At 59.1% G+C, this 22,675-nt stretch carries 22 protein-coding genes and 3 pseudogenes; 16 read left to right on the plus strand and 9 right to left on the minus strand.

All coding sequences use genetic code 11. From position 1 onward, the window contains the following. Nucleotides 1-9: 9 nt before the first annotated feature. The gene (gene bglX / locus AC3ISI_RS06045; protein WP_489335924.1) at nucleotides 10-2,301 is read right to left on the minus strand and encodes a beta-glucosidase BglX; all 2,292 of its coding nucleotides are present in this window, start codon (nucleotides 2,299-2,301) and stop codon (nucleotides 10-12) included. Nucleotides 2,302-2,537: 236 nt separating this feature from the next. On the opposite strand from bglX, the gene AC3ISI_RS06050 reads away from it, so the two are divergent. The 4 genes from AC3ISI_RS06050 (at nucleotide 2,538) to AC3ISI_RS06065 (ending at nucleotide 5,913) form a co-directional block, all read left to right on the plus strand. Continuing rightward, nucleotides 2,538-3,146: a LemA family protein gene (locus AC3ISI_RS06050; RefSeq protein ID WP_489335925.1), complete on the plus strand. Its 609-nt coding sequence runs from the start codon at nucleotides 2,538-2,540 to the stop codon at nucleotides 3,144-3,146. A gap of 33 nt (nucleotides 3,147-3,179) precedes the next feature. Next, nucleotides 3,180-3,935: a TPM domain-containing protein gene (locus AC3ISI_RS06055; RefSeq protein ID WP_489335926.1), complete on the plus strand. Its 756-nt coding sequence runs from the start codon at nucleotides 3,180-3,182 to the stop codon at nucleotides 3,933-3,935. Between the two features lie 28 nt (nucleotides 3,936-3,963). Beyond that, the gene (locus tag AC3ISI_RS06060; RefSeq protein ID WP_489335927.1) at nucleotides 3,964-4,581 is read left to right on the plus strand and encodes a TPM domain-containing protein; all 618 of its coding nucleotides are present in this window, start codon (nucleotides 3,964-3,966) and stop codon (nucleotides 4,579-4,581) included. Between the two features lie 117 nt (nucleotides 4,582-4,698). Continuing rightward, nucleotides 4,699-5,913 (plus strand): class I SAM-dependent methyltransferase, encoded by a 1,215-nt coding sequence (locus AC3ISI_RS06065; protein WP_489335928.1) that lies wholly within the window; start codon nucleotides 4,699-4,701, stop codon nucleotides 5,911-5,913. 74 nt (nucleotides 5,914-5,987) lie between these two features. Here AC3ISI_RS06065 and AC3ISI_RS06070 read toward each other — a convergent pair whose 3' ends face one another. Beyond that, nucleotides 5,988-6,878 carry a DMT family transporter gene (locus tag AC3ISI_RS06070; protein ID WP_489335929.1) on the minus strand — a complete coding sequence of 297 codons (891 nt, stop codon included), beginning with the start codon at nucleotides 6,876-6,878 and terminating at the stop codon, nucleotides 5,988-5,990. A gap of 296 nt (nucleotides 6,879-7,174) precedes the next feature. On the opposite strand from AC3ISI_RS06070, the gene AC3ISI_RS06075 reads away from it, so the two are divergent. The 3 genes from AC3ISI_RS06075 to AC3ISI_RS06085 all read left to right on the plus strand — a co-directional run bounded on the left by AC3ISI_RS06075 (nucleotide 7,175) and on the right by AC3ISI_RS06085 (nucleotide 8,585). Beyond that, nucleotides 7,175-7,756 (plus strand): DJ-1/PfpI family protein, encoded by a 582-nt coding sequence (locus AC3ISI_RS06075; protein ID WP_489335930.1) that lies wholly within the window; start codon nucleotides 7,175-7,177, stop codon nucleotides 7,754-7,756. 14 nt (nucleotides 7,757-7,770) lie between these two features. Beyond that, complete coding sequence (locus tag AC3ISI_RS06080; protein ID WP_489335931.1) at nucleotides 7,771-8,076, plus strand: ribbon-helix-helix domain-containing protein; 306 nt, start codon at nucleotides 7,771-7,773, stop codon at nucleotides 8,074-8,076. 164 nt (nucleotides 8,077-8,240) lie between these two features. Beyond that, a complete protein-coding gene (locus tag AC3ISI_RS06085) occupies nucleotides 8,241-8,585 on the plus strand; it encodes a YegP family protein (RefSeq protein ID WP_489335932.1) in 345 nt (114 codons plus the stop codon). A 91-nt stretch (nucleotides 8,586-8,676) separates the two neighbouring features. Here AC3ISI_RS06085 and AC3ISI_RS06090 read toward each other — a convergent pair whose 3' ends face one another. The 3 genes from AC3ISI_RS06090 to AC3ISI_RS06100 form a co-directional block, all read right to left on the minus strand. Next, a complete protein-coding gene (locus AC3ISI_RS06090) occupies nucleotides 8,677-9,696 on the minus strand; it encodes a DUF4917 family protein (RefSeq protein ID WP_489335933.1) in 1,020 nt (339 codons plus the stop codon). Nucleotides 9,697-9,765: 69 nt separating this feature from the next. Next, complete coding sequence (locus tag AC3ISI_RS06095; RefSeq protein WP_489335934.1) at nucleotides 9,766-10,935, minus strand: multidrug effflux MFS transporter; 1,170 nt, start codon at nucleotides 10,933-10,935, stop codon at nucleotides 9,766-9,768. A gap of 17 nt (nucleotides 10,936-10,952) precedes the next feature. Then, nucleotides 10,953-12,188 carry an aminotransferase class I/II-fold pyridoxal phosphate-dependent enzyme gene (locus AC3ISI_RS06100; RefSeq protein WP_489335935.1) on the minus strand — a complete coding sequence of 412 codons (1,236 nt, stop codon included), beginning with the start codon at nucleotides 12,186-12,188 and terminating at the stop codon, nucleotides 10,953-10,955. 200 nt (nucleotides 12,189-12,388) lie between these two features. Here AC3ISI_RS06100 and AC3ISI_RS06105 point away from each other — a divergent pair, with 200 nt between their 5' ends. From AC3ISI_RS06105 to AC3ISI_RS06120, 4 genes are all read left to right on the plus strand, one after another. After that, nucleotides 12,389-13,297: a LysR family transcriptional regulator gene (locus AC3ISI_RS06105; RefSeq protein ID WP_489335936.1), complete on the plus strand. Its 909-nt coding sequence runs from the start codon at nucleotides 12,389-12,391 to the stop codon at nucleotides 13,295-13,297. A gap of 234 nt (nucleotides 13,298-13,531) precedes the next feature. Further along, nucleotides 13,532-14,725, plus strand: a complete 1,194-nt coding sequence (locus tag AC3ISI_RS06110) for a CaiB/BaiF CoA transferase family protein (protein WP_489335937.1) — start codon at nucleotides 13,532-13,534, stop codon at nucleotides 14,723-14,725. After that, nucleotides 14,722-15,648: a hydroxymethylglutaryl-CoA lyase gene (locus AC3ISI_RS06115; RefSeq protein WP_489335938.1), complete on the plus strand. Its 927-nt coding sequence runs from the start codon at nucleotides 14,722-14,724 to the stop codon at nucleotides 15,646-15,648. The genes AC3ISI_RS06110 and AC3ISI_RS06115 overlap by 4 nt, the downstream gene beginning before the upstream one ends. A 186-nt stretch (nucleotides 15,649-15,834) precedes the next feature. Further along, nucleotides 15,835-17,166: an MFS transporter gene (locus AC3ISI_RS06120; protein ID WP_489335939.1), complete on the plus strand. Its 1,332-nt coding sequence runs from the start codon at nucleotides 15,835-15,837 to the stop codon at nucleotides 17,164-17,166. 140 nt (nucleotides 17,167-17,306) lie between these two features. Here the strand turns inward: AC3ISI_RS06120 and AC3ISI_RS06125 are convergent. Next, nucleotides 17,307-17,564 (minus strand): annotated as a pseudogene (locus tag AC3ISI_RS06125) (DMT family transporter); the annotation flags it as partial. Between AC3ISI_RS06125 and AC3ISI_RS06130 the strand changes: the two are divergent. From AC3ISI_RS06130 to AC3ISI_RS06150, 5 genes and pseudogenes are all read left to right on the plus strand, one after another. Then, a pseudogene (locus AC3ISI_RS06130) lies at nucleotides 17,543-17,881 on the plus strand (type 2 periplasmic-binding domain-containing protein); the annotation flags it as partial. The pseudogenes AC3ISI_RS06125 and AC3ISI_RS06130 sit on opposite strands and share 22 nt — an antisense overlap. A gap of 65 nt (nucleotides 17,882-17,946) precedes the next feature. Continuing rightward, entirely contained in the window at nucleotides 17,947-18,585 is a 639-nt protein-coding gene (locus tag AC3ISI_RS06135) for a LysE family translocator (RefSeq protein WP_489335941.1), read from the plus strand. Nucleotides 18,586-18,603: 18 nt separating this feature from the next. After that, on the plus strand, nucleotides 18,604-19,953 hold the full coding sequence (locus AC3ISI_RS06140) for a sensor domain-containing protein (RefSeq protein ID WP_489335942.1): 1,350 nt from the start codon (nucleotides 18,604-18,606) through the stop codon (nucleotides 19,951-19,953). 116 nt (nucleotides 19,954-20,069) lie between these two features. Next, nucleotides 20,070-20,228 (plus strand): KGG domain-containing protein, encoded by a 159-nt coding sequence (locus AC3ISI_RS06145; protein WP_489335943.1) that lies wholly within the window; start codon nucleotides 20,070-20,072, stop codon nucleotides 20,226-20,228. Nucleotides 20,229-20,296: 68 nt separating this feature from the next. Continuing rightward, the gene (locus AC3ISI_RS06150) at nucleotides 20,297-20,800 is read left to right on the plus strand and encodes a DUF4142 domain-containing protein (RefSeq protein WP_489335944.1); all 504 of its coding nucleotides are present in this window, start codon (nucleotides 20,297-20,299) and stop codon (nucleotides 20,798-20,800) included. A 44-nt stretch (nucleotides 20,801-20,844) separates the two neighbouring features. Here the strand turns inward: AC3ISI_RS06150 and AC3ISI_RS06155 are convergent. The 3 genes and pseudogenes from AC3ISI_RS06155 to AC3ISI_RS06165 all read right to left on the minus strand — a co-directional run bounded on the left by AC3ISI_RS06155 (nucleotide 20,845) and on the right by AC3ISI_RS06165 (nucleotide 22,563). After that, nucleotides 20,845-21,264 (minus strand): annotated as a pseudogene (locus AC3ISI_RS06155) (low affinity iron permease family protein). 140 nt (nucleotides 21,265-21,404) lie between these two features. Beyond that, a complete protein-coding gene (locus AC3ISI_RS06160; RefSeq protein ID WP_489337633.1) occupies nucleotides 21,405-21,935 on the minus strand; it encodes an AidA/PixA family protein in 531 nt (176 codons plus the stop codon). Between the two features lie 124 nt (nucleotides 21,936-22,059). Next, complete coding sequence (locus AC3ISI_RS06165; RefSeq protein WP_489335945.1) at nucleotides 22,060-22,563, minus strand: inclusion body family protein; 504 nt, start codon at nucleotides 22,561-22,563, stop codon at nucleotides 22,060-22,062. Between the last annotated feature and the right edge of the window lie 112 nt (nucleotides 22,564-22,675).

Below are 22,675 nucleotides of genomic sequence, written 5' to 3' on the forward strand. Positions count from 1 at the left end.
TTTGAATAATTACAGCAATTCAAAGCTCTGCTGTGTCACGTCCTGGGAGTCGAGGCCGATCTGCACGTTGAACTTGCCCGGCTCGGCAACGTACTTGAGCTGGGTGTTGTAGAACTTCAGATCGTCTTCGGTGATGGTGAAGTGCACGACTTTCTGTTCGCCGGCCTTGAGCATGACTTTCTGGAAGTTCTTCAGTTCTTTGAGCGGTCGGATCATCGAACCGGTCACGTCCTGGAGGTACAACTGCACCACGGTTTCGCCGTCACGCTTGCCGGTGTTTTTCACCGTGATGCTGGCGTCGAGCTTTCCGGTCTTGTTCAGCGTGGTCGACGACAGGGCCATGTCGCTCAGGCTGAAGTCGGTATAGCTCAGACCGAAACCAAACGGGAACAGGGGGCCGGTGGTGTCATCGAGATACTGCGAGGTGTAGTTGCCCGGTTTGCCCGGCGTGAAGGGCCGGCCAATGCTCAGGTGGTTGTAGTAGGTCGGAATCTGACCCACCGAGCGCGGGATGGTGATCGGCAGTTTGCCCGACGGGTTGTAGTCGCCGAACAGCACGTCGGCGATGGCGTTACCACCTTCGGTGCCGGTGAACCAGGTTTCCAGAATTGCGTCAGCCTGTTCTTTTTCTTCGAGAATCGACAGCGGACGGCCGTTCATCAACACCAGCACCAGTGGCTTGCCGGTGGCTTTCAAGGCGCGGATCAGTTCACGCTGGTTTTGCGGAATGTTGATGTCCGTGCGGCTCGATGATTCGTGGGACATGCCACGGGATTCGCCAACCGCTGCCACCACCACGTCTGCATCTTTGGCGGCTTTCACCGCTTCGTCGATCATCACTTGCGCCGGACGCGGATCATCGACCACTTCCAGGGCGTCGAAGTTGAGGAAGTTCAGGTAATCCACGATCTTCTTGTCGCTGGTGATGTTGGCACCGCGGGCGTAGATCAGCGTCGATTGCGCGCCCAGTGCGTTGGTCATGCCGTCGAACAGGGTCACCGATTGCGCCGGTCTACCATTAGCAGCCCAGCTGCCCATCATGTCGATAGGCGCTTTGGCCAGCGGGCCGACCAAGGCGATTTTTGCGGTTTTCTTCAGCGGCAGGGTTTCATTCTGGTTCTTCAGCAACACCATGCTGCGGCGCGCGACATCGCGGGCCTCGGCGCGGTGCAGACGACTGTCGGCGTTAGTGTCGGCCGGATCATCTTCAGCCTTGCCGATGCGCAGGTACGGGTCCTTGAACAGGCCCATGTCGTACTTGGCGGCGAGCACTTCACGCACGGCGTTGTCGATGTCGCTTTGCTCGATCTCGCCTGCCTTCAACAGCCCCGGCAGCTCTTTGCCGTACAGGGAATCGTTCATGCTCATGTCGATGCCAGCCTTGATCGCCAGCTTCGCGGCTTCACGACCGTCACGGGCAACGCCGTGCTTGATCAGCTCGAAAATCGCCCCGTGGTCACTGACGGCCAGGCCTTTAAAGCCCCATTCCTTGCGCAACAGGTCTTTCATCAGCCAGGTGTTGGCGGTGGCCGGCACACCGTTGATCGAGTTCAAGGCAACCATCACCCCACCGGCACCGGCGTCAATCGCCGCGCGGTACGGCGGCAGGTAGTCCTGGTACATTTTGACCGGGCTCATGTCGACCACGTTGTAGTCGCGACCGCCCTCGACCGCGCCGTACAAGGCAAAGTGTTTGACGCTGGACATGATGCTGTCCGCCGCGTTGGCGCCGGTGCCCTGGAAGGCTTTGACCATGACGCCGGCAATGCGTGACACCAGGTAAGTGTCTTCACCGAAGCCTTCGGACGTACGGCCCCAACGCGGGTCGCGGGAGATGTCGACCATCGGCGCGAAGGTGAGGTCGACGCCGTCCGATGAGGCTTCCTTGGCGGCGATGCGCCCGGACAGGCTAATGGCGTCCATGTCCCAGCTCGAAGCCAGGGCCAGCGGGATCGGGAAAATGGTGCGGTGGCCGTGGATCACGTCGTAGGCGAAGAACATCGGGATCTTCAACCGGCTGCGCATGGCCGCGTCCTGCATCGGACGGTTTTCCGGGCGAGTAATCGAGTTGAACGTGCCGCCGATGTTGCCGGCCGCGATTTCCTTGCGGATCAGCTCGCGTGGCATTTCCGGGCCGATGCTGATCAGGCGCAACTGGCCGATCTTTTCATCGAGGGTCATCTGCTTCATCAAGTCGTTGATGAAGGCGTCCTTGTTCTCTAGAGGTGCGGGCGTCGTGGCGGCCAATACGTTATGACTGGCCAGGCTGACGAACAGGCCCAGCAAACACAGCTTCTTCATGAATGTTTTTCTCGAGAGCCTAAACGGCAGGGAATACGCGCCGGTCAGCCAAAAGTTAGGGAGCGACTATTGTTGTTCAGGTAAATGCATGCACACTTGCGCAGTATTTTGCGCTAGGGGCATCTTTTAGCCCATTGGCTCGATGCAATCCAGTGGTGGCGGCTGATTATGCCCCAAGTGCCCGGTCAGAAGGGTACAGGTTGTTTTTCAACGGAATGTGCCAGGGAGTGACCCAGATGAATGCAAGACACCCTTATCGCTCAAGCCTGCAGGTTGCAGCCTTGATGTTGCTGATCACCATGCTTGCGGGCTGTGGCATAAACACGATTCCGACCCTCGACGAGCAGGCCAAAGCCGCGTGGGGCCAGGTGCAAAACCAGTATCAGCGTCGCGCCGATTTGATCCCCAATCTGGTGGAAACTGTCAAAGGCTACGCCAAACATGAAGAAGAAACCCTGACCGCAGTGATCGAAGCACGGGCCAAGGCGACGTCGATTCAAGTGGACGCCAAGACCCTTGATAACCCGGAAAAACTCAAACAGTTCCAGCAGGCCCAGGATCAACTGACCGGTGCCCTGAGCCGTTTGATGGTGGTGTCCGAACGTTATCCGGACCTCAAGGCCAACCAGAACTTCCTGGCCTTGCAGTCGCAACTTGAAGGCACCGAGAATCGTATCGCCGTGGCCCGTCGTGACTTCATCCTTGCGGTGCAGAAGTACAACACTGAAATCCGCACCTTTCCCGGTCGCCTGTGGCACAGCCTGATGTATAGCGATTTGCCGATCCGAGAAACCTTCGAGGCGACCACCCCGGATGCCGATAAGGCGCCGCAAGTGAAGTTTTGATCGGCCTGAGCATCACCACGGATGAGGTTGCCAATGCGCGTGTTGAAAGTGGGCCTGATGCTGGTGCTCTGGGTGTGCGCCCTGACGGTACAGGCCGAGTTGAAATTTCCGTCACTGACCGGGCGGGTGGTCGATAACGCCCAGATGATCGAGCCGTCGGTGCGCGAGCAGCTGACGCAGCAACTTAAGGCCCATGAAAGCGCCACCGGCGAGCAGTTGGTGGTGGTCACGTTGCCGGACTTGCAAGGCACCGATATCGCGGATTTTGGCTACCAGCTGGGGCGCGCCTGGGGCATCGGCCAGAAAGATAAAAATAACGGCGCACTGCTGATCGTCGCGCGCGATGAGCGTAAATTGCGCATCGAAGTCGGGTATGGCCTCGAAGATCGCCTGACCGACGCGCAAAGTTCGGTGATCATCAATCAGGTGATCACCCCCGCATTCAAGGCCGGCAACTTCAGCAAAGGCATCAGCGACGGGGTCGCGGCGATGTTGGTGGTGTTGGGCGGCAGCCCGCTGGATGAACCCTCGACCGTCTATGAACCGCGAGGCGATGAGGATAGCGACTTCGTGGCGCGCCATCCCGGCGTTTTTGTGTTTCTGGTGATGCTGTTCATCCTGACGATTTTTGTTTTGCAGATGCTCGGGCTTTTGCCCGCTGGCCGAGGGGGCTCGGGTGGTTCGGGCGGTGGTTTCGGCGGTGGTGGTTTTGGTGGTGGCGGTGGAGGCGGGGGCTTTAGTGGCGGCGGGGGCAGTTTCGGGGGCGGAGGTTCGTCGGGCGGCTGGTGATAACAATAATGAGCAGGCACTTTTGAACATGGCGTTACTGACTGAACACGAACAACGCAAAGTCGCCGAGGCGATTGCCCGGGTCGAGCGCAACACCGACGCCGAACTGGTGACTGTGCTTGCCGCCCGCGCCGACGACTATGCGTACATCCCGCTGCTGTGGGCCAGCCTGCTGGCGCTGATGGTGCCGGGGATCGTGCATTACCTGACCGGCTGGCTGACCCTGCACAGTTTGCTGCTGGTGCAATGGGTTACCTTTATCGTGCTGTGCCTGGTGTTCCGTCTTCCCAAAGTCACCACGCACCTGGTCCCGCGCTCGGTGCGGCATTGGCGCGCCTCGAACCTGGCGCGCCGGCAATTTCTGGAGCAGAACCTGCACCACACGGCCGGCAGCACCGGGATGCTGATTTTTGTCTGCGAGGCTGAGCGCTATGTGGAGATCCTGGTGGATGAGGGGATTTCCAAACGGCTGGACAACAAGAACTGGGACGGGATAGTTGCGGCGTTTACCCAGCAAGTGAAACAGGGGCAGACGTTGCAAGGGTTCGTGACCTGCATCGAGGCGTGTGGTGAATTGCTCAAAGTGCATGTGCCGGTGACGCTGGAGAGGAATGAGTTGCCGAACCGGTTGGTGGTGTTGGGCTAAGCCGCAACTCATTCCCTGCAGATCGCGCCGTTCGGTAAATAACTGCGTGTCCCCAGAGGCCATCCCCCCTAAAATACCCGCCATTCTTCGATTCGCTCCGCCCGAGGCCGTTTTTTCATGTCCGTCACCGCCACTCCCGCCAGCCTCGCGCCGGATCACCACGCCCAGTTCATCGACCTGCTGCAAACCAGCCTCGACGCCAACACCTTCATCAAACTGGTGCTGGCCAAGTACGTCGGCACTGAAACGGATTTACAGCGCCTGATCATCAAGCAGCTGACGGTCAAGGATCAGCCTTGTCTGTCCTTCGTTTACCGCTATAAAACCCGCGACATCACCAAGAATCTGCCGCTTGCCGAAGGCGTTGCGACCATCGCCGCGCTGCTGCCGGCTTCGTTCAAAAATGCGCATTTGCTGTCATTGACCGACGAAGCCCAGCTCGAATACAGCAAAAAGAGCAAGTCTTCGCTGTTCAAGAGCAAACCTCAGCAATTGCGTGAAGTACCGTCCTCCGAGCATAACCGCGAGAAGAACCGCTTCCTCGATCTGAGCCGGCCGTTCCTCGCCGACCTCGGCGTGACCAACAGCAAGCACGAGCTGATCCCGGCGATGTCGCGCAAGTGGAAGCAGATCAACAAGTTCATCGAAGTCTTCAGCCATGCGCTGACTACCTCACCGCTGGCGCTGGACAAGCCGGTGCAGGTGGCGGATTTCGGTTCGGGCAAGGGTTACCTGACGTTCGCCATCCACGATTACCTGCGCAACACCTTGAACGCCGAAGGCGTGGTGACGGGGGTCGAGTTGCGCGAAGAAATGGTCAACCTGTGCAACGCCGCCGCCGCGAAGCTTGAGCACCCGGGGCTGGTGTTCAAATGCGGCGACGTGCGCAGCGTGGCGCCGAGCGAACTGGACGTGATGATCGCGCTGCATGCCTGCGACATCGCCACCGACTATGCGATCCACACCGGCATCCGTTCCGGCGCCTCGATCATCATGTGCTCGCCGTGCTGCCACAAACAGATCCGCCTGCAAATCCAGAGTCCGGCACTGCTCAAGCCGATGCTGCAATACGGTTTGCACTTGGGTCAGCAAGCAGAAATGGTCACTGACAGTTTGCGCGCGCTGTTCCTCGAAGCCTGCGGTTATGAAACCAAGGTGTTCGAGTTCATCTCGCTCGACCACACCAACAAGAACAAGATGATTCTGGCGGTCAAACGCGCCGAGCCGGCGGACCCGGCCCAGCTGTTGGTGAAGATTCAGGAACTGAAGGATTTCTACCACATCAGCGAACATTGCCTGGAAACCCTGCTGCGGGCTGACGGCTACCTCTAAACACTGTAGGAGCCCGGCTTGCCGGCGATAGCGATTTCGAGTACGCCATCGCCGGCAAGCCGGGCTCCTACAGTTCAGGCGGTGGCAATGCGTGCGGGTTTAACCGCGGTCTTGCGGCCCAACATGACGGTCACGATTACTCCGGCAGCAAACAGCCAGGTGATCGGTTCGATGTGTTCGCCGAAGAACAGCGCCGAAAACGCAATCGTGAAGAAGATCTGCAACAACTGGATCTGACTGACCCGAGCAATCCCACCCATCGCCAGCCCGGCGTACCAGGCGAAGAAGCCGATGAACTGCGAGAACAACGAAACGTAACCAAACGCCCACCAGGTCTTGGCCGATATCTCACCCTGATGTTGCAGCGCCAGGTACACCACTGGCCCGATCAACAGCGGTGTCGACAGCACCAGCGCCCAGCAGATAACCTGCCAGCCACCCATTTCCTTGGCCAGGCGTCCGCCCTCGGCGTAACCCAGGCCACCCACCGCAATCGCCCCGAGCATCAGCAAATCACCGGCCTGAATGCTGCCGGCACCGCTGATGAGCGCATAACCCAACACCAACGCACTGCCCAGCGCGGCACAGGCCCAGAAGGCTTTTGACGGTCGCTCGTGGGACAACCACGCGGCGTACAGCGCCACGCATAGCGGTTGCAGACCATTGACCAAGGCACCATGGGACGCCGGCAAGGTTTGCATGGCCCACGCCGACAATACGGGAAAACCCAGAATGACCCCGGCGATCACCAACGTCAGGCCTTTGACCTGTTTCCAGGTCGGCCATTTCTCCCGACGCCACAGCAACAGCATCGCCGCCGGCACCGCCGCGAACAGCGCACGACCGAGGCCATTGAGCAGGGGATGGAGTTCCTGCACGACGATGCGTGTGAAGGGCAGGGTGAGGCTGAAGATCACAACACCGAGCAGGCCGAGGGCCATGCCGGTGTTTTCGCGCGAGGTCATGATGGCAACCAGAATTCAGAGTGGAGGAAGAGTCTTCATCTAGCCACAAACCGCGCCGGCTGCGCTGTTACAGCTAGGCGCAGAGTTATCCGTACAGTTGAGGACGCCATCGCGGGCAAGCCACGCTCCCACAGTTAACCGAGTCGCACATGGGAATGCGATCACCTGTGGGAGCGTGGCTTGCCCGCGATGAACGATGACGCGGTCTATCAGGTAGTAGCAGGTTATTACCCGACCCCGCGGATAAGGACTACCTTGAATATTCCTGCGAATGTTCCCCCAGAGGAGTCCTCCCCATGGCTGCTAAAAAAATCCTGATGCTGGTCGGCGATTACGTCGAAGACTACGAAGTGATGGTGCCGTTCCAGGCACTGCTGATGGTTGGTCACACCGTACACGCCGTGTGCCCGGACAAAACCGCGGGCCAGACTGTGCGCACGGCGATCCACGATTTCGAAGGAGACCAGACCTACAGTGAAAAGCCTGGCCACTTGTTCGCCCTGAACTTCGACTTCGCCAAGGTCGCTGAAGCCGACTACGACGCGCTGCTGATCCCCGGTGGCCGAGCGCCGGAATACCTGCGCCTGAACGAAAAAGTCCTGGATTTGGTGCGCGCCTTTGACAAGACCGGCAAACCGATTGCTGCCGTGTGCCATGGCGCGCAACTGCTGGCGGCGGCCGGCGTTCTCGAAGGGCGCGAGTGCAGCGCCTACCCGGCCTGTGCCCCAGAAGTGCGCCTGGCCGGCGGTACGTTCATCGACATCCCGGTGACGCAAGGTCATGTTCAAGGCAATCTGGCGACTGCCCCGGCCTGGCCGGCGCACCCGAGCTGGCTCGCCGGTTTCCTCGGGTTGCTGGGCACCAAAATCACGCTGTAACGAGGGATTTGTCCATGTGCGAGCTCTACGTCAAGGCCGATCCGATCCTCTACGAATCGCGGTCCCGCTCGCTGCGCATCTGCGGGGTGGTCACCACCCTGCGGCTGGAAAACCAGTTCTGGGACATCCTCAGCGAAATCGCCGAAGTCGACGGTATGACCACGAATCAGCTGATCGCCAAGCTGTATGAAGAGGTGATGGATTACCGCGGGGAAGTGGTGAATTTTGCGTCGTTTTTGCGGGTGAGTTGTATGCGCTATCTGAGTCAGCGGCGGGTGGTTGTGCCGGAGTTGTCGGTGGTTCGGGCGGTGGTGAAGTAGCGAAAATCGTGTTGACCCAATCGCGAGCAGGCTCGCTCCCACAGGGGATCGCATTCCAATGTGAGGGCGGGCTTGCCCGCGAAGGGGCCGGTACAGGCGACAGAAACCTTGACGTGGTCTTTAATCTGAAGCGCAAAGCCTCTCAATTGCCAAGGAGATAGAGCATGTCTGGATGGTATGAAGTGAGCAAAACCAGCAACGGCCAGTTTCGGTTTGTCCTCAAGGCGGCCAATGCCGAAACCATTCTGGCCAGCGAGCATTACACCACCCGCAGCGCGGCCGACAACGGCATTGCCTCGGTGCAAAAAAACAGTCCGCTGGATGAGCGCTACGAGAAAAAGACCACCAAGGATGGCCATCCTTACTTCAACCTCAAGGCCGCCAACCACGAAATTATCGGCAGCAGCGAAGCCTATTCCTCCGAGGCCGCACGGGAAAAAGGCATCGCCAGTGTGAAAGCCAACGGGCCGACCAAGGTGATCAAGGACAAGACCTTGCCTGTGCTCTAAACCAAGCTCCCACTTTCGACCGCATTTGTCCTGGGGGAACGCGATAAAGGTGGGAGCGAGGCTGCTCGCGAAGTGGCTCGCCGGGTCGCCACTAAACCTCGACTGGAACCGTCAGCTTCGGACTCCCCAGCGAATGCGTCTTGGAATCGAAAAACCGCAATTGCGATCCGGTCCCCTCAAACACCTTCGCGTAATGCCGCTTCTGATGCTGAATGAACGCCTTGCTGCGCGGATAAATCGAGATCGCCACCACCGACGGTTTCGCCTGGCGCAACGCATGAACGATATGGCTGTCCTGCTCGCCCAGCGCATGACCAAAAACGCACAACCCGTCGCCATGCCCCAATAACTGGTCATAACAAAACGACAGATAATCCGAGCTGCGAATCGTCTTGAGCTTGTCCTGCGCCGGCCCTTCGTTCACGAACAGCGGCACGTCATCCAGGGTCTTGATCGTATTGTTGATCGCGAAACTGCCAAGCAATGTGCCCTCGGTCGACATCAGCTTGCGCGCCGTACCGTCCTGATTGCGCACCAGGTGTAAACCACCGTGCAGGTACAGCAAGCGGGTTTTATCGGTCGCCGTGGCGCTCAGGTCAAAGCCCGGCTCGGTGCCCTGGAAGAGATCGGTGATCGCGTCCGGCTGATGCTGGATGGACCAGTAGTTGAGCAAGTCATAGTTGGTGGTGAACACCGTCTGATAGCTGCCCAGTTCCTGACTGATGGTCGCCAGGGTCGAAGGCACCACCAGCCGCCACGGAATATGCACGGCGTGCACGGTGTTGATCAGCGCTTCCTTGATCGCGTAATAGCGATTGCGCGGTGCGGCGGAGCTGACAGCCAGCGCCTTATTCACGCGGCTGGTGGTTTTCAGTGCGCTCAGTACTTGTTCGAAACTGCGCGTCTGCATCGCCTCGAACACACTCAGCTCGGATTGGCTCAGGGGTTTTTCTTCGACGGTGCGTGCATTTTCGAATAGCGAGTCGTAACCAAAATCGTCCCACACCGCACGGCTGGCGCCGTTACCCACCAGTAGGCCGCTGAACGATGCGGTAGCGCGCAAGGCGTTCCAGTCTTCAAGTTGGGCATCAACATCCTGGAAATCGGTCATTGCGGTGGTCGTCTCGAAGCAAAGGGGCTAATGGGCGGCGACTTTATCACGGCCGGGCATCGAGTCAGATCAACATGTAGTTTGGCGACCCGGCGCGAGCAGTACGCAGAGCATCGCGCCCACTGCCAGCAATGTGCACAACAACGACAGCGGCCACGCTTGCTCACTGGCAATCAGGCTGGCAATCGCGCCAATCACGGCAGCCATCAGTTGATGAATAAAACCGCTCAGGGCCATCGCATAGGCACCGCCGACCGGTGAACCGTCGTTGGCCAGGGAAAGGCTGATGGGGTAGGTCAGCGACTGCCCCAACACCGCCACGCAATAGGGCAACCAGAACAGTAGCGCAATGGTGGTGCCGACGAAGCTGCCCAATAACATCATCGCACTCCCCGCCAGCACCAGCCCGACGCCGGTCGTCATCAATCGACGCTGACCGGTGCGCAGTACCAAGCCATTGACCCCCAACGCCCCCAAAAAATACGCCGCGCTGATCGGCCACCCCAGCAACCCGTATTCCACCGCCGACCAATTGAACGGACCTTGCAGAATCAACGGAGCGGCGGTGTTGAATGCGACGATCACCCCATAACCGAGGCCGCCGGTGAGGGCCGGTAGCAGGAAGGCACGATCGCACAGAATGCGCCCGTAACTCGGCCATGCAGACAACTGCACATTGTCCTCGGTCAGCCGCGCAAACGGGACCCGCGCCACAACCGTCGCCATCAACAGGCTCGCGCCCCCCAACAGATAGAAGATCGCGGACCAGCCCAGCGCCACCTGAATAACCGACCCCAGGTACTGGCCGATTCCCAGCGCTATCACGAACGAAATCGAAATCCACGACAACGCCTTTGCCAGCAGATCGCCGCGGAAACTGTCGCGGATCAACACCCGGGCCATGACTGAAATCCCGCTGGCACCAATGCCTTGAAGCAGCCGAAAAAACAGAAACGCTTCAAGTGTCTGGCCCAGCGGCAGTGCAAGGTTGCCCAGCCCATAAATGCCCAGCGCCGCGAGCAATACCGGTTTACGACCAATGCGTTGACCGAGGCTGCCCCAGAACAACATCGGCAATGCCATCCCGATCAAGTACACCGCCAGGCCCCAGGACACCTGCGAGGCATCGGCAGACAGGTGCCGAGCCATCTCCGGCAGCGCCGGCAGGTAAATGCTCATGCCCAGTTGAGCGAGAAAAACCGTGCTGTAGGTGACGAGGAGGGTGGTGCGGCTCTTCATGACAACTTCCCTGGTGTTCAGTCGCCGACGACCCCGGCGGCTGTGCATAAAAGCTCGGTGACGAGCTCGCAAAAGTGGCGGATCAGCATCGGTTCCATGTCCGCCCGCAAGGTGATTCTCAGAGCAGCCTTGCTTTGTGCTACCTGCGGAAAAAACACCGCCGAGGTGAAGAAGCCGAGATTGGCCAATTCGATGGCGATGCGGTTGCCCAGCACCGCCTCACCGCAGTGGATCAAGCGAATCGGCATATTGCTGCCGTGCTGTGCGGTACGGATCAGGCTGTCAAAGAGCCGGATATTAACCTGAAGTTTTTCCTGTAACGCAGCAAATGCCGGTGTTTGATGCAGCTGGATGGAGGCTCTGCCCGCGCCGATGGCCGCGCTGTTCAGGCTTTGCGACCAATTGCTGGGGCCGCCGTAACGTTGAATCAGCTTTTTCTGCCGTTCATTGCCCAGCATCACCAGCCCGCCGCTAGCGCCAAATGACTTGGCCAATGAGGCGACGATCAGGCCGTCATCTTCCAGGGCCTGAAACCTGGGGCGCACCAGGCCTGCCCCAAATGTGCCGACGGTGGATAGCGCATGGGAGTCGTCAAGGTAGAGAAACAACCCATAACGGTCCTTCAGGTACAAAAGACTGTCCATGTCGGCGACCCCGCCCATGCTGTACGCACCGTCGGCAACATACGCGACCCTGGTGTTTTGCTGGCACTGGGTTTCCAGAAAGTCCATGTCGTTGTGCGGACTGGTCACGACCCTGGTTTCATCGGCGCAGGCGGCTTTGAGGTGATTCATCGAGTCATGCGCCAAGCGGTCAAATACCATCACCGGCGGCCGGTTCTCGGTGAACACACCGCTGGCCAACAGAGGCAGGATGCCGGCACTTGCCGCGCTGCATGACAAGGTGCTCAGGCACGTGGCGCCGAACAATGCTGACAGCTCGGTTTCGTACTGATCGAGGATCGCCAGTTTGCAGCGGTTTTTCGAGTTGGCGATGCGCAGGGTGCCGGTTTCCCACAAGGTGGTCATGGCGCCGTCGAGCAAGTCGGGGTGGTGATCCAGGCCCAGGTAGGAGGTGGTGCAGAAGTGATGAAACGCGCGTCCGTGCTGGTCAACCATGCGGTTGCTGCTTCTGATGTCGACGTTCAGCCCCGCGACTTTTCCTGCTTCTGCGGTTTCCCAGTCGTGATCGGCCAGCGAGATCAGTTTTCGATAGTTGGTGAAGGTATTTGCCGCGTGCGTTGTCTGGTCCATTTGAAGTGTCTGTCCTTGAGTGGTGAAGCCGTCCGTGTGTGTTGCCAGACTTTACAGAGTGCGACGTTGCCGCTGAATCGGCTGTTTCCGGTTCGGTTGAGTGTTACAAGAGATTTGTGTGTAGGGCGATGGCTGTGTGGATGTGAGGCAAAACCCGGTTATCCTGCCCATTCCGCCGCACAGAAGTCATCGAGCCCTCCATGCTGCAAAAAAGCCTGATTCGCCGTCTCGACCTGATCACCCTCCAGCTGTTCGTCGCCGTCCACGAAGAGGGCACGCTGACCCGTGCTGCCGCGCGTGAAGCCATCGCAGTGTCAGCGGCCAGCAAGCGCTTGATGGAGTTGGAAGAGGCGTTGGGAATCAGTCTGTTCGTGCGCCAGGCCAAAGGCATGGCGTTGACGCCGGCTGGCGAAACCTTGCTGCACCATGCCCGGCAAATGCTGTTCAACGTTGAGAAAATGGGCCTCGAACTGGGCGAGCACAGCCACGGCATTCGCGGCTATGTGCGCATGCTCGCCAATCTGTCGGCGATCATTCAGTTTTTGCCCGAGGACTTGCGGGACTTTTCCGAGCGCCATCCGCAGGTCAAGACCGACCTTGAAGAACGTCCCAGCGGCGGGGTGATTCAGGGGGTGCTGGATGGCGTGGCGGACCTCGGCATTTGCTCCATCGACAGCGACATCAAAGGGTTGCACAGCGTGCTGTACCGGCAGGACAAACTGGTGGTGATGATGCTGCCCGATCATCCCTTGGCCAACCGTTCTAGCCTGGCGTTTGCCGACACGCTGGACAGTGATTACGTCGGGCTGCATTCCGCCAGTTCAATCAACATGCGTACCCATGCGGCGGCGCGTCAGGCGGGAAAGGTGTTGCGGTTGCGCATTCATGTGCCGGGTTTTGATGCGATGTGCCGGATGGTCCAGGCCAACATGGGCATCGGGATTTTGCCGCAGAAGGCTTATGAATTGTTTGGCCGGGCGTTGGGGCTGCATGCGGTGCCGTTGACGGATGAATGGTCGGATCGGGCGTTGATTATTGTGGTGCGGGATGAGGCGGGGTTGTCGCCGGTGAGCCGGATGTTGTTTGAGCAGTTGCGTGGGGCGGTCTGAAATTTCTTCATTGGATGTGCCGGCCTCATCGCGAGCAGGCTCACTCCTTGGGGATTTGTGGACGCCGCAGATCCAGTGTGGGAGCGAGCCTGCTCGCGATGACTGACCTGAGGCCGCGGCAATCTTCCAGAGCGTTCGCGTTTGACGAACGCCCATTGCCAACTGAAGGTTGGATTCCTCACCCCTCGCTCCTCTAGCCTTGGCACCTATTCCAAGAACAAGAGGTACCCCGCGATGACTGCCCCGTTAAGTGCAATCAAAGTGATCGAGATCGGCACGCTGATCGCCGCCCCCTTCGCCGCGCGCATGCTCGCCGAGTTCGGCGCCGAAGTGATCAAGATCGAAGCCATGGGCCTGGGCGATCCCCTGCGCAAGTGGCGAAAACTGCACGAAGGCACCTCGCTGTGGTGGTACCTGCAATCGCGCAACAAGAAGTCGCTGGCGCTGAATCTCAAATCCCCCGAAGGCATCGAACTGGTCAAGCAACTGGCGACCGGCGCCGACGTGCTGATCGAAAACCTGCGCCCCGGCGCCCTGGAAAAACTGGGCTTGGGCTGGGACGTGTTGCACGCCCTCAATCCCAACCTGACGCTGGTACGGATTTCCGGTTACGGCCAGACCGGCCCCTACCGTGATCGTCCGGGTTTCGGTGCCATCGGCGAGGCCATGGGTGGGATTCGCTACACCACCGGTACCCCCGGCTCACCGCCGGCGCGGGTGGGTGTCAGCCTCGGTGATTCCCTTGCGTCGCTGCACGCAGTGATCGGTGCCTTGATGTCACTGCTGCGGGTCAAGACCGGGCAGGGCGGTGGGCAAGTGGTCGATGTGTCGCTGGCCGAAAGCGTGTTCAATGTCATGGAAAGCTTGGTGCCGGAATACGACATGCTCGGCCATGTCCGTGAGCGCAGCGGTGGCGCTTTGCCGGGCATCGCTCCGTCCAATACCTACCTGACGGCCGATGGCGCTTATGTGGTGATTGCCGGCAACAGCGACCCGATCTACAAGCGCTTGATGGAGGTCATCGGTCGGCGCGATCTGGCTGATGCAGCGGAATTCGCCCATAACGATGGCCGTGCATTGAAAAGTAATGTGCTCGACGCCGCGATCACCCACTGGACCAGCAGCCTGCCCATCGACGCCGTGTTGTCGGCGCTGGAAGCTGCTGAAGTCCCCGCCGGGCGCATTTATTCGGTGGCCGACATCGTCGCCGATCCGCATTATCAGGCGCGGGACATGCTGCTCAGTGCCGACCTGCCGGGCGGCGCCACCGTGAAGATGCCGGGCATCGTGCCGAAACTCTCGGAAACCCCTGGCGGCGTGAATTGGTCGGGGCCGAGTCTGGGCCAGCACACCGACGGGATTCTCGCCGGGCTGGGCCTGACGGATTCAGATATCGAACGCCTGAAAACTGAAGGGGTGGTGCAATGATCACTGACTTTTCCCAAACCCTGATTGTTCAGGAAGTGTGCCCGCGCGACGGTTTGCAGATCGAGCCGACCTGGGTCGAAACCGCCGACAAGATTGCCCTGGTCGATCAGCTGTCGCTGGCCGGTTTCAGCCGTATCGAAGCCGGCTCGTTCGTGTCGCCCAAAGCCATTGCGGCATTGCGCGATGGCGAGTCGGTGTTCAAGGGCATCACCCGACAACCGGGGGTGATCTACGTCGCGTTGATCCCCAACCTCAAGGGCGCGCAACGGGCATTGGCGACGCGGGCCGATGAACTGAACCTTGTGATGTCCGCCAGCCAGACCCACAACCTGGCGAATATGCGCATGCGCTGCGAAGACTCGTTGGCCGCGTTCGGCGAGATCGTGCATTACGTGGGCGGCACGCAGGTGCGGCTCAATGGCAGCATCGCCACCACCTTTGGCTGCCCGTTCGAAGGCAAGATTGATGAGGATCGCGTGCTGCAAATCGTCGAGGCCTATCAGGAACTCGGGATTCAGGGCATTACCCTGGCCGACACCACCGGCATGGCCAATCCACGACAGGTTGACCGCCTGGTCCGTCGAGTCTTGCAACGGGTTTCGCCGGCGGATTTGACCCTGCATTTCCACAACACCCGCGGCCTCGGTTTGTGCAACGTGCTGGCTGCTTATGAGGCGGGTGCCAGACGCTTTGACGCAGCGCTCGGCGGGCTCGGCGGTTGCCCGTTTGCGCCTGGTGCCTCGGGCAATATTTGCACGGAAGATCTAGTCAACCTGTGTGATGAAATCGGCATCCACACCGGCATCGATCTGCCGCTGCTGCTGCGCTTGTCCCGAGGATTGCCCACGCTGCTGGGCCACGAAGTGCCCGGTCAACTGGCCAAGGCCGGACGCAATTGTGACCTGCACCCAAGCCCGTCCTGACCGCACCGAAATCCCCTGTGGGAGCGGGCTTGCCCGCGATAGCGGAGTGTCAGTCGACATCATTGCTGCATGTCAGACCGAAATCGCGGGCAAGCCCGCTCCCACAGTAAAGCTCCCATATAGAGCCACTCAACCAGACAACAAAAACAATCGGATACCCACGGGAAGTCCGCCTGGAGAACCACCATGAGCCTCAAAGTACTGGAGGCGGGCGCGAGCCCGTCCGTTAGCCACGACGAAGAAAAAGCCCTGGTCAGCAAGGTCGCCTGGCGCCTGATGCCGCTGATCATGGTCTGCTACCTGTTCGCGTTTTTTGACCGCATCAACATCAGCTTCGCCAAGTTCCAGTTGCAGACCGACCTGAGCCTGAGCGACACCGCTTACGGCCTCGGCGCCGGGTTGTTTGTGGTCGGCTACGTGCTGTTCGAAGTGCCGAGCAACATGATGCTGTACAAGGTCGGCGCGCGGCGCTGGATCGCCCGGATCATGATGTCCTGGGGCCTCGCCACCGCTGCCATGGTCTTCGTCAACAGCGAATGGCAGTTCTATGCGCTGCGCTTTGTGATTGGCGCGATGGAAGCCGGTTTTGCACCGGGAGTCCTGTATTACCTGACGCTGTGGTTCCCGCAGCACTATCGCGGGCGGATCACATCGATGCTGTTTCTGTCGTCGGCGTTTGCCGGTCTGGTCGGCGCACCGTTCTCCGGATTGGTCCTGCAACACCTCGACGGCTTCCTCGACATGCGTGGCTGGCACTGGCTGTTTCTGCTCGGCGGCGTGCCGTGCATCGGCCTCGGCTTGCTGGTGCTGACGCTGCTCAAGGATCGCATTGAAGACGCCCATTGGCTGACGCCTTCAGAGAAGACGTTGCTGGCCAGCCGCATCGCGCACCATGAACCGCATAAGAGTGGCGGCTCGCTGCTCGCCGCGCTGCGGATTCCAGGTTTCCTGACGCTGGGGCTGATCTACTTCCTGATTCAGGTGGCGTCCTACGGCTTGAATTTCTGGGCCCCGCAACTGATCCGCAGTGCGGGCACTGAAAGCCCGGTGATGATCGGTCTGCTAACTGCCATCCCTTACATCTGCGGCGCGATCAGCATGGTGGTGATCGGCCGCTTGTCAGACTCGACCGGGGAGCGGCGCAAGTTTGTCGCAGGCTTGGTGGCGGTGGGCGCGGTGGGGTTCTTCTGCGCCGGGATCTTCGCCAACCACACGACCTTCCTGATTGTTGCGCTGGGCTTGCTCGGTGCCGGGATTATTGCGTCAATCCCGAGCTTCTGGACCCTGCCACCGAAACTGCTGGCCGGTGCCGGCGCAGGGGCGGCGGGCGGGATTGCGGTGATCAACACCCTCGGTCAGTTTGGCGGCATCGTCAGTCCGGTGATGGTCGGGCGGATCAAGGACCTGACCGGCAGCACCACGCCGGCACTGTATGTCATCGGAGTCTGCGCGCTGATCGCCGTTGCGTTGTTGATGTGGGGATTGCCGCAGAAGTTGCGCACCCTCGACAAGTTCTGAGATCCGTATCGTCAGACAGGCCGCTATCGCGATCAGGCTCGCTCCCACACTCGATCTGTGCCACGCCGCCGATCAAAGGTGGGAGCGAGCCTGCTCGCGATGGCGGTCTGACAGTCAACATCTCACTGTCAGTTGACCCCTCAACCCGACGTCACCAATCCCATGGCCGGCGTCCCACTGAACTGAATCAACGCCACACCGACTGGCAAAAAAACCGCCCCAATCACTCGCGGCGAGGTCATTTGCCGCTCCACCAACCCAAACAACCCAAAGCGATCCAGCGCCAACGACGCCACCACCTGTCCCGCCAGTGCTAAAGCAATAAATCCCGACGCCCCGAGCCTGGGCAGCAGCATCAGCGCCAACGAAATAAAGCCCCCCCCAAACCGCCCGCCCGCATGTTCTGTTGGAAATGCGCGGCAGCGGCACGCCGGAAATCGAACGGGCGCTGACTGCGTTGCGCGAGCGCCGTCGAGTGGCCGTCAGCCTGCCGCACTGGAGCGTGGCGCCGGAATTCATCAGTGGTTCGGATTTGATTCTGACGGTGGCTTCGCGTGGGCTGCGCGATGTCGATGTGCGGTCATTGGTGGTGGTGCCGCCACCGTTTCATATTCCGTCGTTTACGTTTGTATTGGCGTGGCACAAGCGGCGGGGAGGGGATCAGGCGTTGAATTGGTTGAATGGGCGGATTAACGAGGGAATAGCGTGCGGTTGATGATTGTGGCGCGGGCGCTGGGATAGACTGGCGTCCATTCGCTCATTGGTTCATCAGGACTTCCCATGACCCCATCGCTGCTTATGGCTGTTCTCGCCTCGGGCTTTATCTACGGCATCACGCCGGGGCCGGGTGTGTTGGCGGTGTTCGGCATTGGCGCGGCGCGCGGTCGGCGGGCAGGGGCGGGTTTTTTGTGCGGGCATTTGCTTGGTGATGTGGTCTGGTGCAGCACCGCGTTGATCGCGATTGTCGGTGCACGGGAAATTGGCAGCACAGCGTTCGATGTCTTGGGCGTGCTCAGCGGTCTCTATTTGTTCTGGCTCGGTTTGCGCGCCGTTCGGGCGAAACGCAGCAGTGCCGAGGCTCCTCAAGGCCCGGCTCGCCAACCGTTCTGGCACGGCATTGTGTTCGGTCTGACCAATCCCAAGGCTTACCCGGTGGCGGTGGCCACGTTCACCGCGCTGTTATCGAGTCGCGCAGAACTGCTGCACTGGTCGATGCTGCCGTGGTTGATTGTCCTGAGCTTCGTCGGTGGCCTGATCGCCTACGCTATCCTCATCGGCATCGTCGGTGCGCGGCAGGTTCGTACCTTGTATCAGCGACATGAACTGGCGATCACCCGGTTGTGCGGGGTCATGTTTATCGGTTTTGCCATTAATGCCCTGGCGCATGCGTTGCCGGGGCTGGTCACGAACAAGGCTTGAGGCCACATGCAGGGCACCATGGCAAACAGTAACTCCGCGCCGCTGGCGAGCTACATCGATCTATTGCTGGACGCCGTTTGCGCGGTCGACAAGCAAGGCCGCTTCGTTTTTGTCAGTGCGGCTTTCGAGCGCATTTTCGGTTACTCCCCCGACGAGATGATCGGTCAATCGATGATTGATCTGGTGCATCCTGCTGATCGCCAGCGCACCCTCGACGCTGCGCGGGAGATCATGGGCGGCGAGCCTAAACTCAACTTCGAAAACCGTTACCTGCGCAAGGACGGCCAAGTGGTGCATATCCTCTGGTCGGCGCGCTGGTCGGAAGTCGATCAATTGCGCATCGCGGTGGCGCGGGACATTACCGAACGAAAGCAGGCCGAATCCCGGCAAGCAGCGTTGTATGCGATCTCCGAAGCGGCCCACGCAGCGGAAGATTTACTGACGCTGTTCAAACGCGTTCACTTGATCATCGGCGAATGGCTGCCCGCGCTGAATTTCTCTGTGGCGCTGTATGACGAACACTGCGCGCAGCTGAATTTTCCTTATCACGTCGACGACGTTGAACTGCAACCCGAGCAGCCTGGCACCATGACCGGGCGCCTGTGCGCGGAAGTGATCCGTAGTGGTCAGCCGATTTTACTGACCCCGGAACAAGACAATTCGCAGGCAGGCTTTGAGATGTCGGTCGCCGGTCCGAATTCGTCGTGCTGGCTGGGTGTGCCTCTGAACTCGAAAAACGGCACCATCGGCGCGCTCATCGTCAAAAGCGTAGCTGGGGGCGAGCGCTACACCGAGCAGGACAAGGAACTGTTGCAATACGTCTGTGCTCAGGTCGCGACCGCCATCGAGCGCAAGCAATTGAATGCCAGGCTGCAGCGAATGGCCCAGTACGACCAACTGACTCAACTGCCCAATCGCGAGCTGCTGCGTGATCGTCTCAAGGCTTCATTGGCGCTGGCTCGGGAAGATGGCGGGCGGATGGCGTTGCTGTACGTCGATCTTGATCGCTTCAAGGACGTCAACGACACCCACGGGCATGCGGTGGGCGACATGCTGCTGCAAGCGGTGGCCAATCGACTCAAGGGTTGCGTACGCGAAACCGACACCGTGGCACGCATCGGCGGGGACGAGTTTGTAGTGTTGCTGCACAGCATCCACGCTTCGGAGGATGCCGACCGTGTGTCGGAAAAAATCCTTCAGGTCCTGGCGCAGCCACTGCGTCTGGACGGGCACAGCCTGAACATCCAGATCAGCATCGGTGTCGCTCATTTCCCCGAGCACGGCACCGAAGAACAGCAGTTGTTCAGGCATGCCGACGAGGCCATGTACACCGCCAAGCGCCAACATCATCTGCGGCTCGAAGTCTGAAACTGCGCCGCCGTTCGTCGCGGCGCTTTCAGGTTTACTAAACCTTTTGGGGTGTTTCCATTCTGATTTTATGCGGGCTGCTGCTCGCCTAGGTCATCACCAAGAGGTAGAGAATCATGCCTAACTCAAGAAACTCGAATTCGGGAAACTTCGCCAATGATCGAGCGAAGGCGTCTGAAGCTGGTCGCAAAGGTGGGAAAACCACGACCACGACTGTCGATAAAGACTCTACGAAACCCGAAATGGGCCGCAAACGTGGTCAGAAATCAAAGTAGTGGTTGAAGATGGTTTTGGGCGGGGGCGAAAGCTCCCGCTTGAATTTTTTTACAAGGAGGGCGCGACCATGAACAGGATGGCCACCCGAATACGTCATGCAGGTTTTGTCACATTACTGGGCCTGTGTGCCAGTAGTGCTTTGGCCCAGTCCCCTGCAGAATTCATCAACGATACCTCGGCCCAAGGCATGGCCGACATTGAAGCCAGTCGACTGGCACACCAGAAAACCGAATCCAAAGAGGTCAAGGACTACACCATCGTCGTCATCAATGACCGTACTACCGCCAACCAGCACCTGGCAAAAATCGCCAAACAACTGGATTTGCCGGTGGCCCCGCGTGAAGAAGTAGTCGACAAGGCCAAAGCCTTGATGCCGCAAGTGATGGACGGTGCATCCTTTGATCAGGCCTACGCCGCCAGTCAGGTGAAAACCACCCAGGCAGCCATCGAACAACTTCAGCAGGAAGCGCAGAGCACCGACGTGCCGGAACTCAAAGCCTTCGCCGAAGAAACCCTGCCCAAACTGCAAAACCATCTGCAAATGGCCAGGGCGTTGCAGGCCGGTCGATAGTGGCATTTAAAGCCAACGGCGCGTGACTCACATCACGCGCCGTTTCATTTTACTGAGCACTCATTCAAATTCTGTTTGCGCTGGCTCGACGTCGCCAGCCCCGCCAGGTCATGCACCTCTTTTTCGCCCATGGCGCGATAGTGCTTGCGCAGCGCCTCCAGTTGCTCGAGGTCCAGTACCTCCAGCCCCAGCATTGCGTTCTTCGCCTCCTTGTTCACCCGCAACAATTCATCGATTTTCAAATGCAGGATGTCGGTATCGCGGTTCTGCGTGTTCTGGATCAGGAACACCATCAGGAACGTGATGATCGTGGTGGACGTGTTGATGACCAATTGCCAAGTGTTGTTGAAACCAAAACCCGGCCCACTCAAGCCCCACAGCGCAATCAGAAGCAACGCCGCCATAAACGTCTTGGGGCTACTGGCCTACAGAGCGAGTTTCTGCGAGATTTTTGCGAATTTCATTGCCGTGTTCCTTATAGGGATGCGCCTGAATTTCAGACAGCGACGGCGTGTTGAAAATTCTACTTACATTCCCGGATTCGGCGGTGAGGCGAGTTTTGTAGCAGCTGGCGGAGCCTGCGTCCGGCTGCTACAAGTTGCGTTTAGTCAGTTAGGGTTATTTCAACCGCCCAACTGAAGTAACCCAACGCCTCGCAGCTTTTATTGATCAGCATGAAATTCAGCTCACACGCCTCCACCCCGGAGGACAGGTAAGTGCATTCCCAATAATGATCGTCAGCCACATGGTTACCTGGCTCGGTCGGGTTTTCAGGGGCTGGCGTAGGTACCGTCATGTTGCCATGGACCACCAACTTGGGCGCTGACAGTACGCCGGCGTCGCCCACGGACATCTCGTAAAGCACCACACTGTGCTCGGCGAGCAAACTGACGGTTCTTGCACGGATAAGGAATGTCGTCCCGTTATCCGCGTTTAAAGTCAAATTACTGTCATTAGTTGTATTTTTTAGTCCGCCGATGGAAAAGATAAATCCATCCTCAATCACCGTAGGTAATTGCGGCATGAGACTGGGTTGCGGATAGCGTGAAAGTAACGATTCGGCATCGACGATCAGCAATACATTGCTCGCGGTCGCGACGCTGGATGAAGGGGATTTGATCGGTTCGGAAGTCATCATGGATTCCTTTCATGATGTTGGCAGATGACGGCAGCCGCTTCGGTTCACGCAAGACATCCCGTTCCTGTCGAGGCGGCAACTTGCGTGGCAAGCCCCTTGTTGCCAAGGGGCCAGACTCTCGTCAGTTACGGATGGTAATGAACGGATCCCACGAACAGCAGCCGACGATCTTGCAATCGCGGTCCACGATCAGGAAGTGGAAGTGGTAGGTCACGCTGCCGCACGAAAGTGTTTCCGAAGACCAGTAATGGTTATCGACTTTCTGGCAGCTTGGCACCGAAGGATTACTGGTGTTAGGGACGGCAACGCAAGCTGTGGCCTTGCGCGGCGTGGGGGTGGAGATCAGCTCGTTGCCGACATTGCCGATGAATTTGTAGAAAATCACGGCGGTTTCAAAACTCTGTGACAGACTGGTTTCCCGCCAGCGGATCAGGTCGCCCACTTGTGCTTTCAAGTTCAGTTCGCCACCGGCCTGGCCACTGACCACGTTGTTCTGGTTGGTGACCATGTACACATGATTGACGTCGATCATCGTCGGCGCGGCAGGGTTTTTGCTGATATTGGGGTAGTTTTTCAGAATGGTTTCGGTGTCGATTGAAACCAGTACATCCGTGACTCGTGACATAGTGAAGCTCCTTTTTCATAGTGAACGCCTGGCATCTTTCCAGGCACAACAACGATTGCTTGCCTTGCGGTCGTTGCGCAAACACTACGGGCGGAATCCACCTGTCACGGGC

Source organism: Pseudomonas sp. GL_139_B, from assembly GCF_057834475.1.

Excerpts from the sequence above, each read along its gene's own strand:
- bglX (WP_489335924.1), bottom strand. The coding sequence starts at position 2,301 with ATGAAGAAGCTGTGTTTGCTGGGCCTGTTCGTCAGCCTGGCCAGTCAT.
- AC3ISI_RS06050 (WP_489335925.1), top strand. The coding sequence starts at position 2,538 with ATGAATGCAAGACACCCTTATCGCTCAAGCCTGCAGGTTGCAGCCTTG.
- AC3ISI_RS06055 (WP_489335926.1), top strand. The coding sequence starts at position 3,180 with ATGCGCGTGTTGAAAGTGGGCCTGATGCTGGTGCTCTGGGTGTGCGCC.
- AC3ISI_RS06060 (WP_489335927.1), top strand. The coding sequence starts at position 3,964 with ATGGCGTTACTGACTGAACACGAACAACGCAAAGTCGCCGAGGCGATT.
- AC3ISI_RS06065 (WP_489335928.1), top strand. The coding sequence starts at position 4,699 with ATGTCCGTCACCGCCACTCCCGCCAGCCTCGCGCCGGATCACCACGCC.
- AC3ISI_RS06070 (WP_489335929.1), bottom strand. The coding sequence starts at position 6,878 with ATGACCTCGCGCGAAAACACCGGCATGGCCCTCGGCCTGCTCGGTGTT.
- AC3ISI_RS06075 (WP_489335930.1), top strand. The coding sequence starts at position 7,175 with ATGGCTGCTAAAAAAATCCTGATGCTGGTCGGCGATTACGTCGAAGAC.
- AC3ISI_RS06080 (WP_489335931.1), top strand. The coding sequence starts at position 7,771 with ATGTGCGAGCTCTACGTCAAGGCCGATCCGATCCTCTACGAATCGCGG.
- AC3ISI_RS06085 (WP_489335932.1), top strand. The coding sequence starts at position 8,241 with ATGTCTGGATGGTATGAAGTGAGCAAAACCAGCAACGGCCAGTTTCGG.
- AC3ISI_RS06090 (WP_489335933.1), bottom strand. The coding sequence starts at position 9,696 with ATGACCGATTTCCAGGATGTTGATGCCCAACTTGAAGACTGGAACGCC.
- AC3ISI_RS06095 (WP_489335934.1), bottom strand. The coding sequence starts at position 10,935 with ATGAAGAGCCGCACCACCCTCCTCGTCACCTACAGCACGGTTTTTCTC.
- AC3ISI_RS06100 (WP_489335935.1), bottom strand. The coding sequence starts at position 12,188 with ATGGACCAGACAACGCACGCGGCAAATACCTTCACCAACTATCGAAAA.
- AC3ISI_RS06105 (WP_489335936.1), top strand. The coding sequence starts at position 12,389 with ATGCTGCAAAAAAGCCTGATTCGCCGTCTCGACCTGATCACCCTCCAG.
- AC3ISI_RS06110 (WP_489335937.1), top strand. The coding sequence starts at position 13,532 with ATGACTGCCCCGTTAAGTGCAATCAAAGTGATCGAGATCGGCACGCTG.
- AC3ISI_RS06115 (WP_489335938.1), top strand. The coding sequence starts at position 14,722 with ATGATCACTGACTTTTCCCAAACCCTGATTGTTCAGGAAGTGTGCCCG.
- AC3ISI_RS06120 (WP_489335939.1), top strand. The coding sequence starts at position 15,835 with ATGAGCCTCAAAGTACTGGAGGCGGGCGCGAGCCCGTCCGTTAGCCAC.
- AC3ISI_RS06135 (WP_489335941.1), top strand. The coding sequence starts at position 17,947 with ATGACCCCATCGCTGCTTATGGCTGTTCTCGCCTCGGGCTTTATCTAC.
- AC3ISI_RS06140 (WP_489335942.1), top strand. The coding sequence starts at position 18,604 with ATGGCAAACAGTAACTCCGCGCCGCTGGCGAGCTACATCGATCTATTG.
- AC3ISI_RS06145 (WP_489335943.1), top strand. The coding sequence starts at position 20,070 with ATGCCTAACTCAAGAAACTCGAATTCGGGAAACTTCGCCAATGATCGA.
- AC3ISI_RS06150 (WP_489335944.1), top strand. The coding sequence starts at position 20,297 with ATGAACAGGATGGCCACCCGAATACGTCATGCAGGTTTTGTCACATTA.
- AC3ISI_RS06160 (WP_489337633.1), bottom strand. The coding sequence starts at position 21,935 with ATGACTTCCGAACCGATCAAATCCCCTTCATCCAGCGTCGCGACCGCG.
- AC3ISI_RS06165 (WP_489335945.1), bottom strand. The coding sequence starts at position 22,563 with ATGTCACGAGTCACGGATGTACTGGTTTCAATCGACACCGAAACCATT.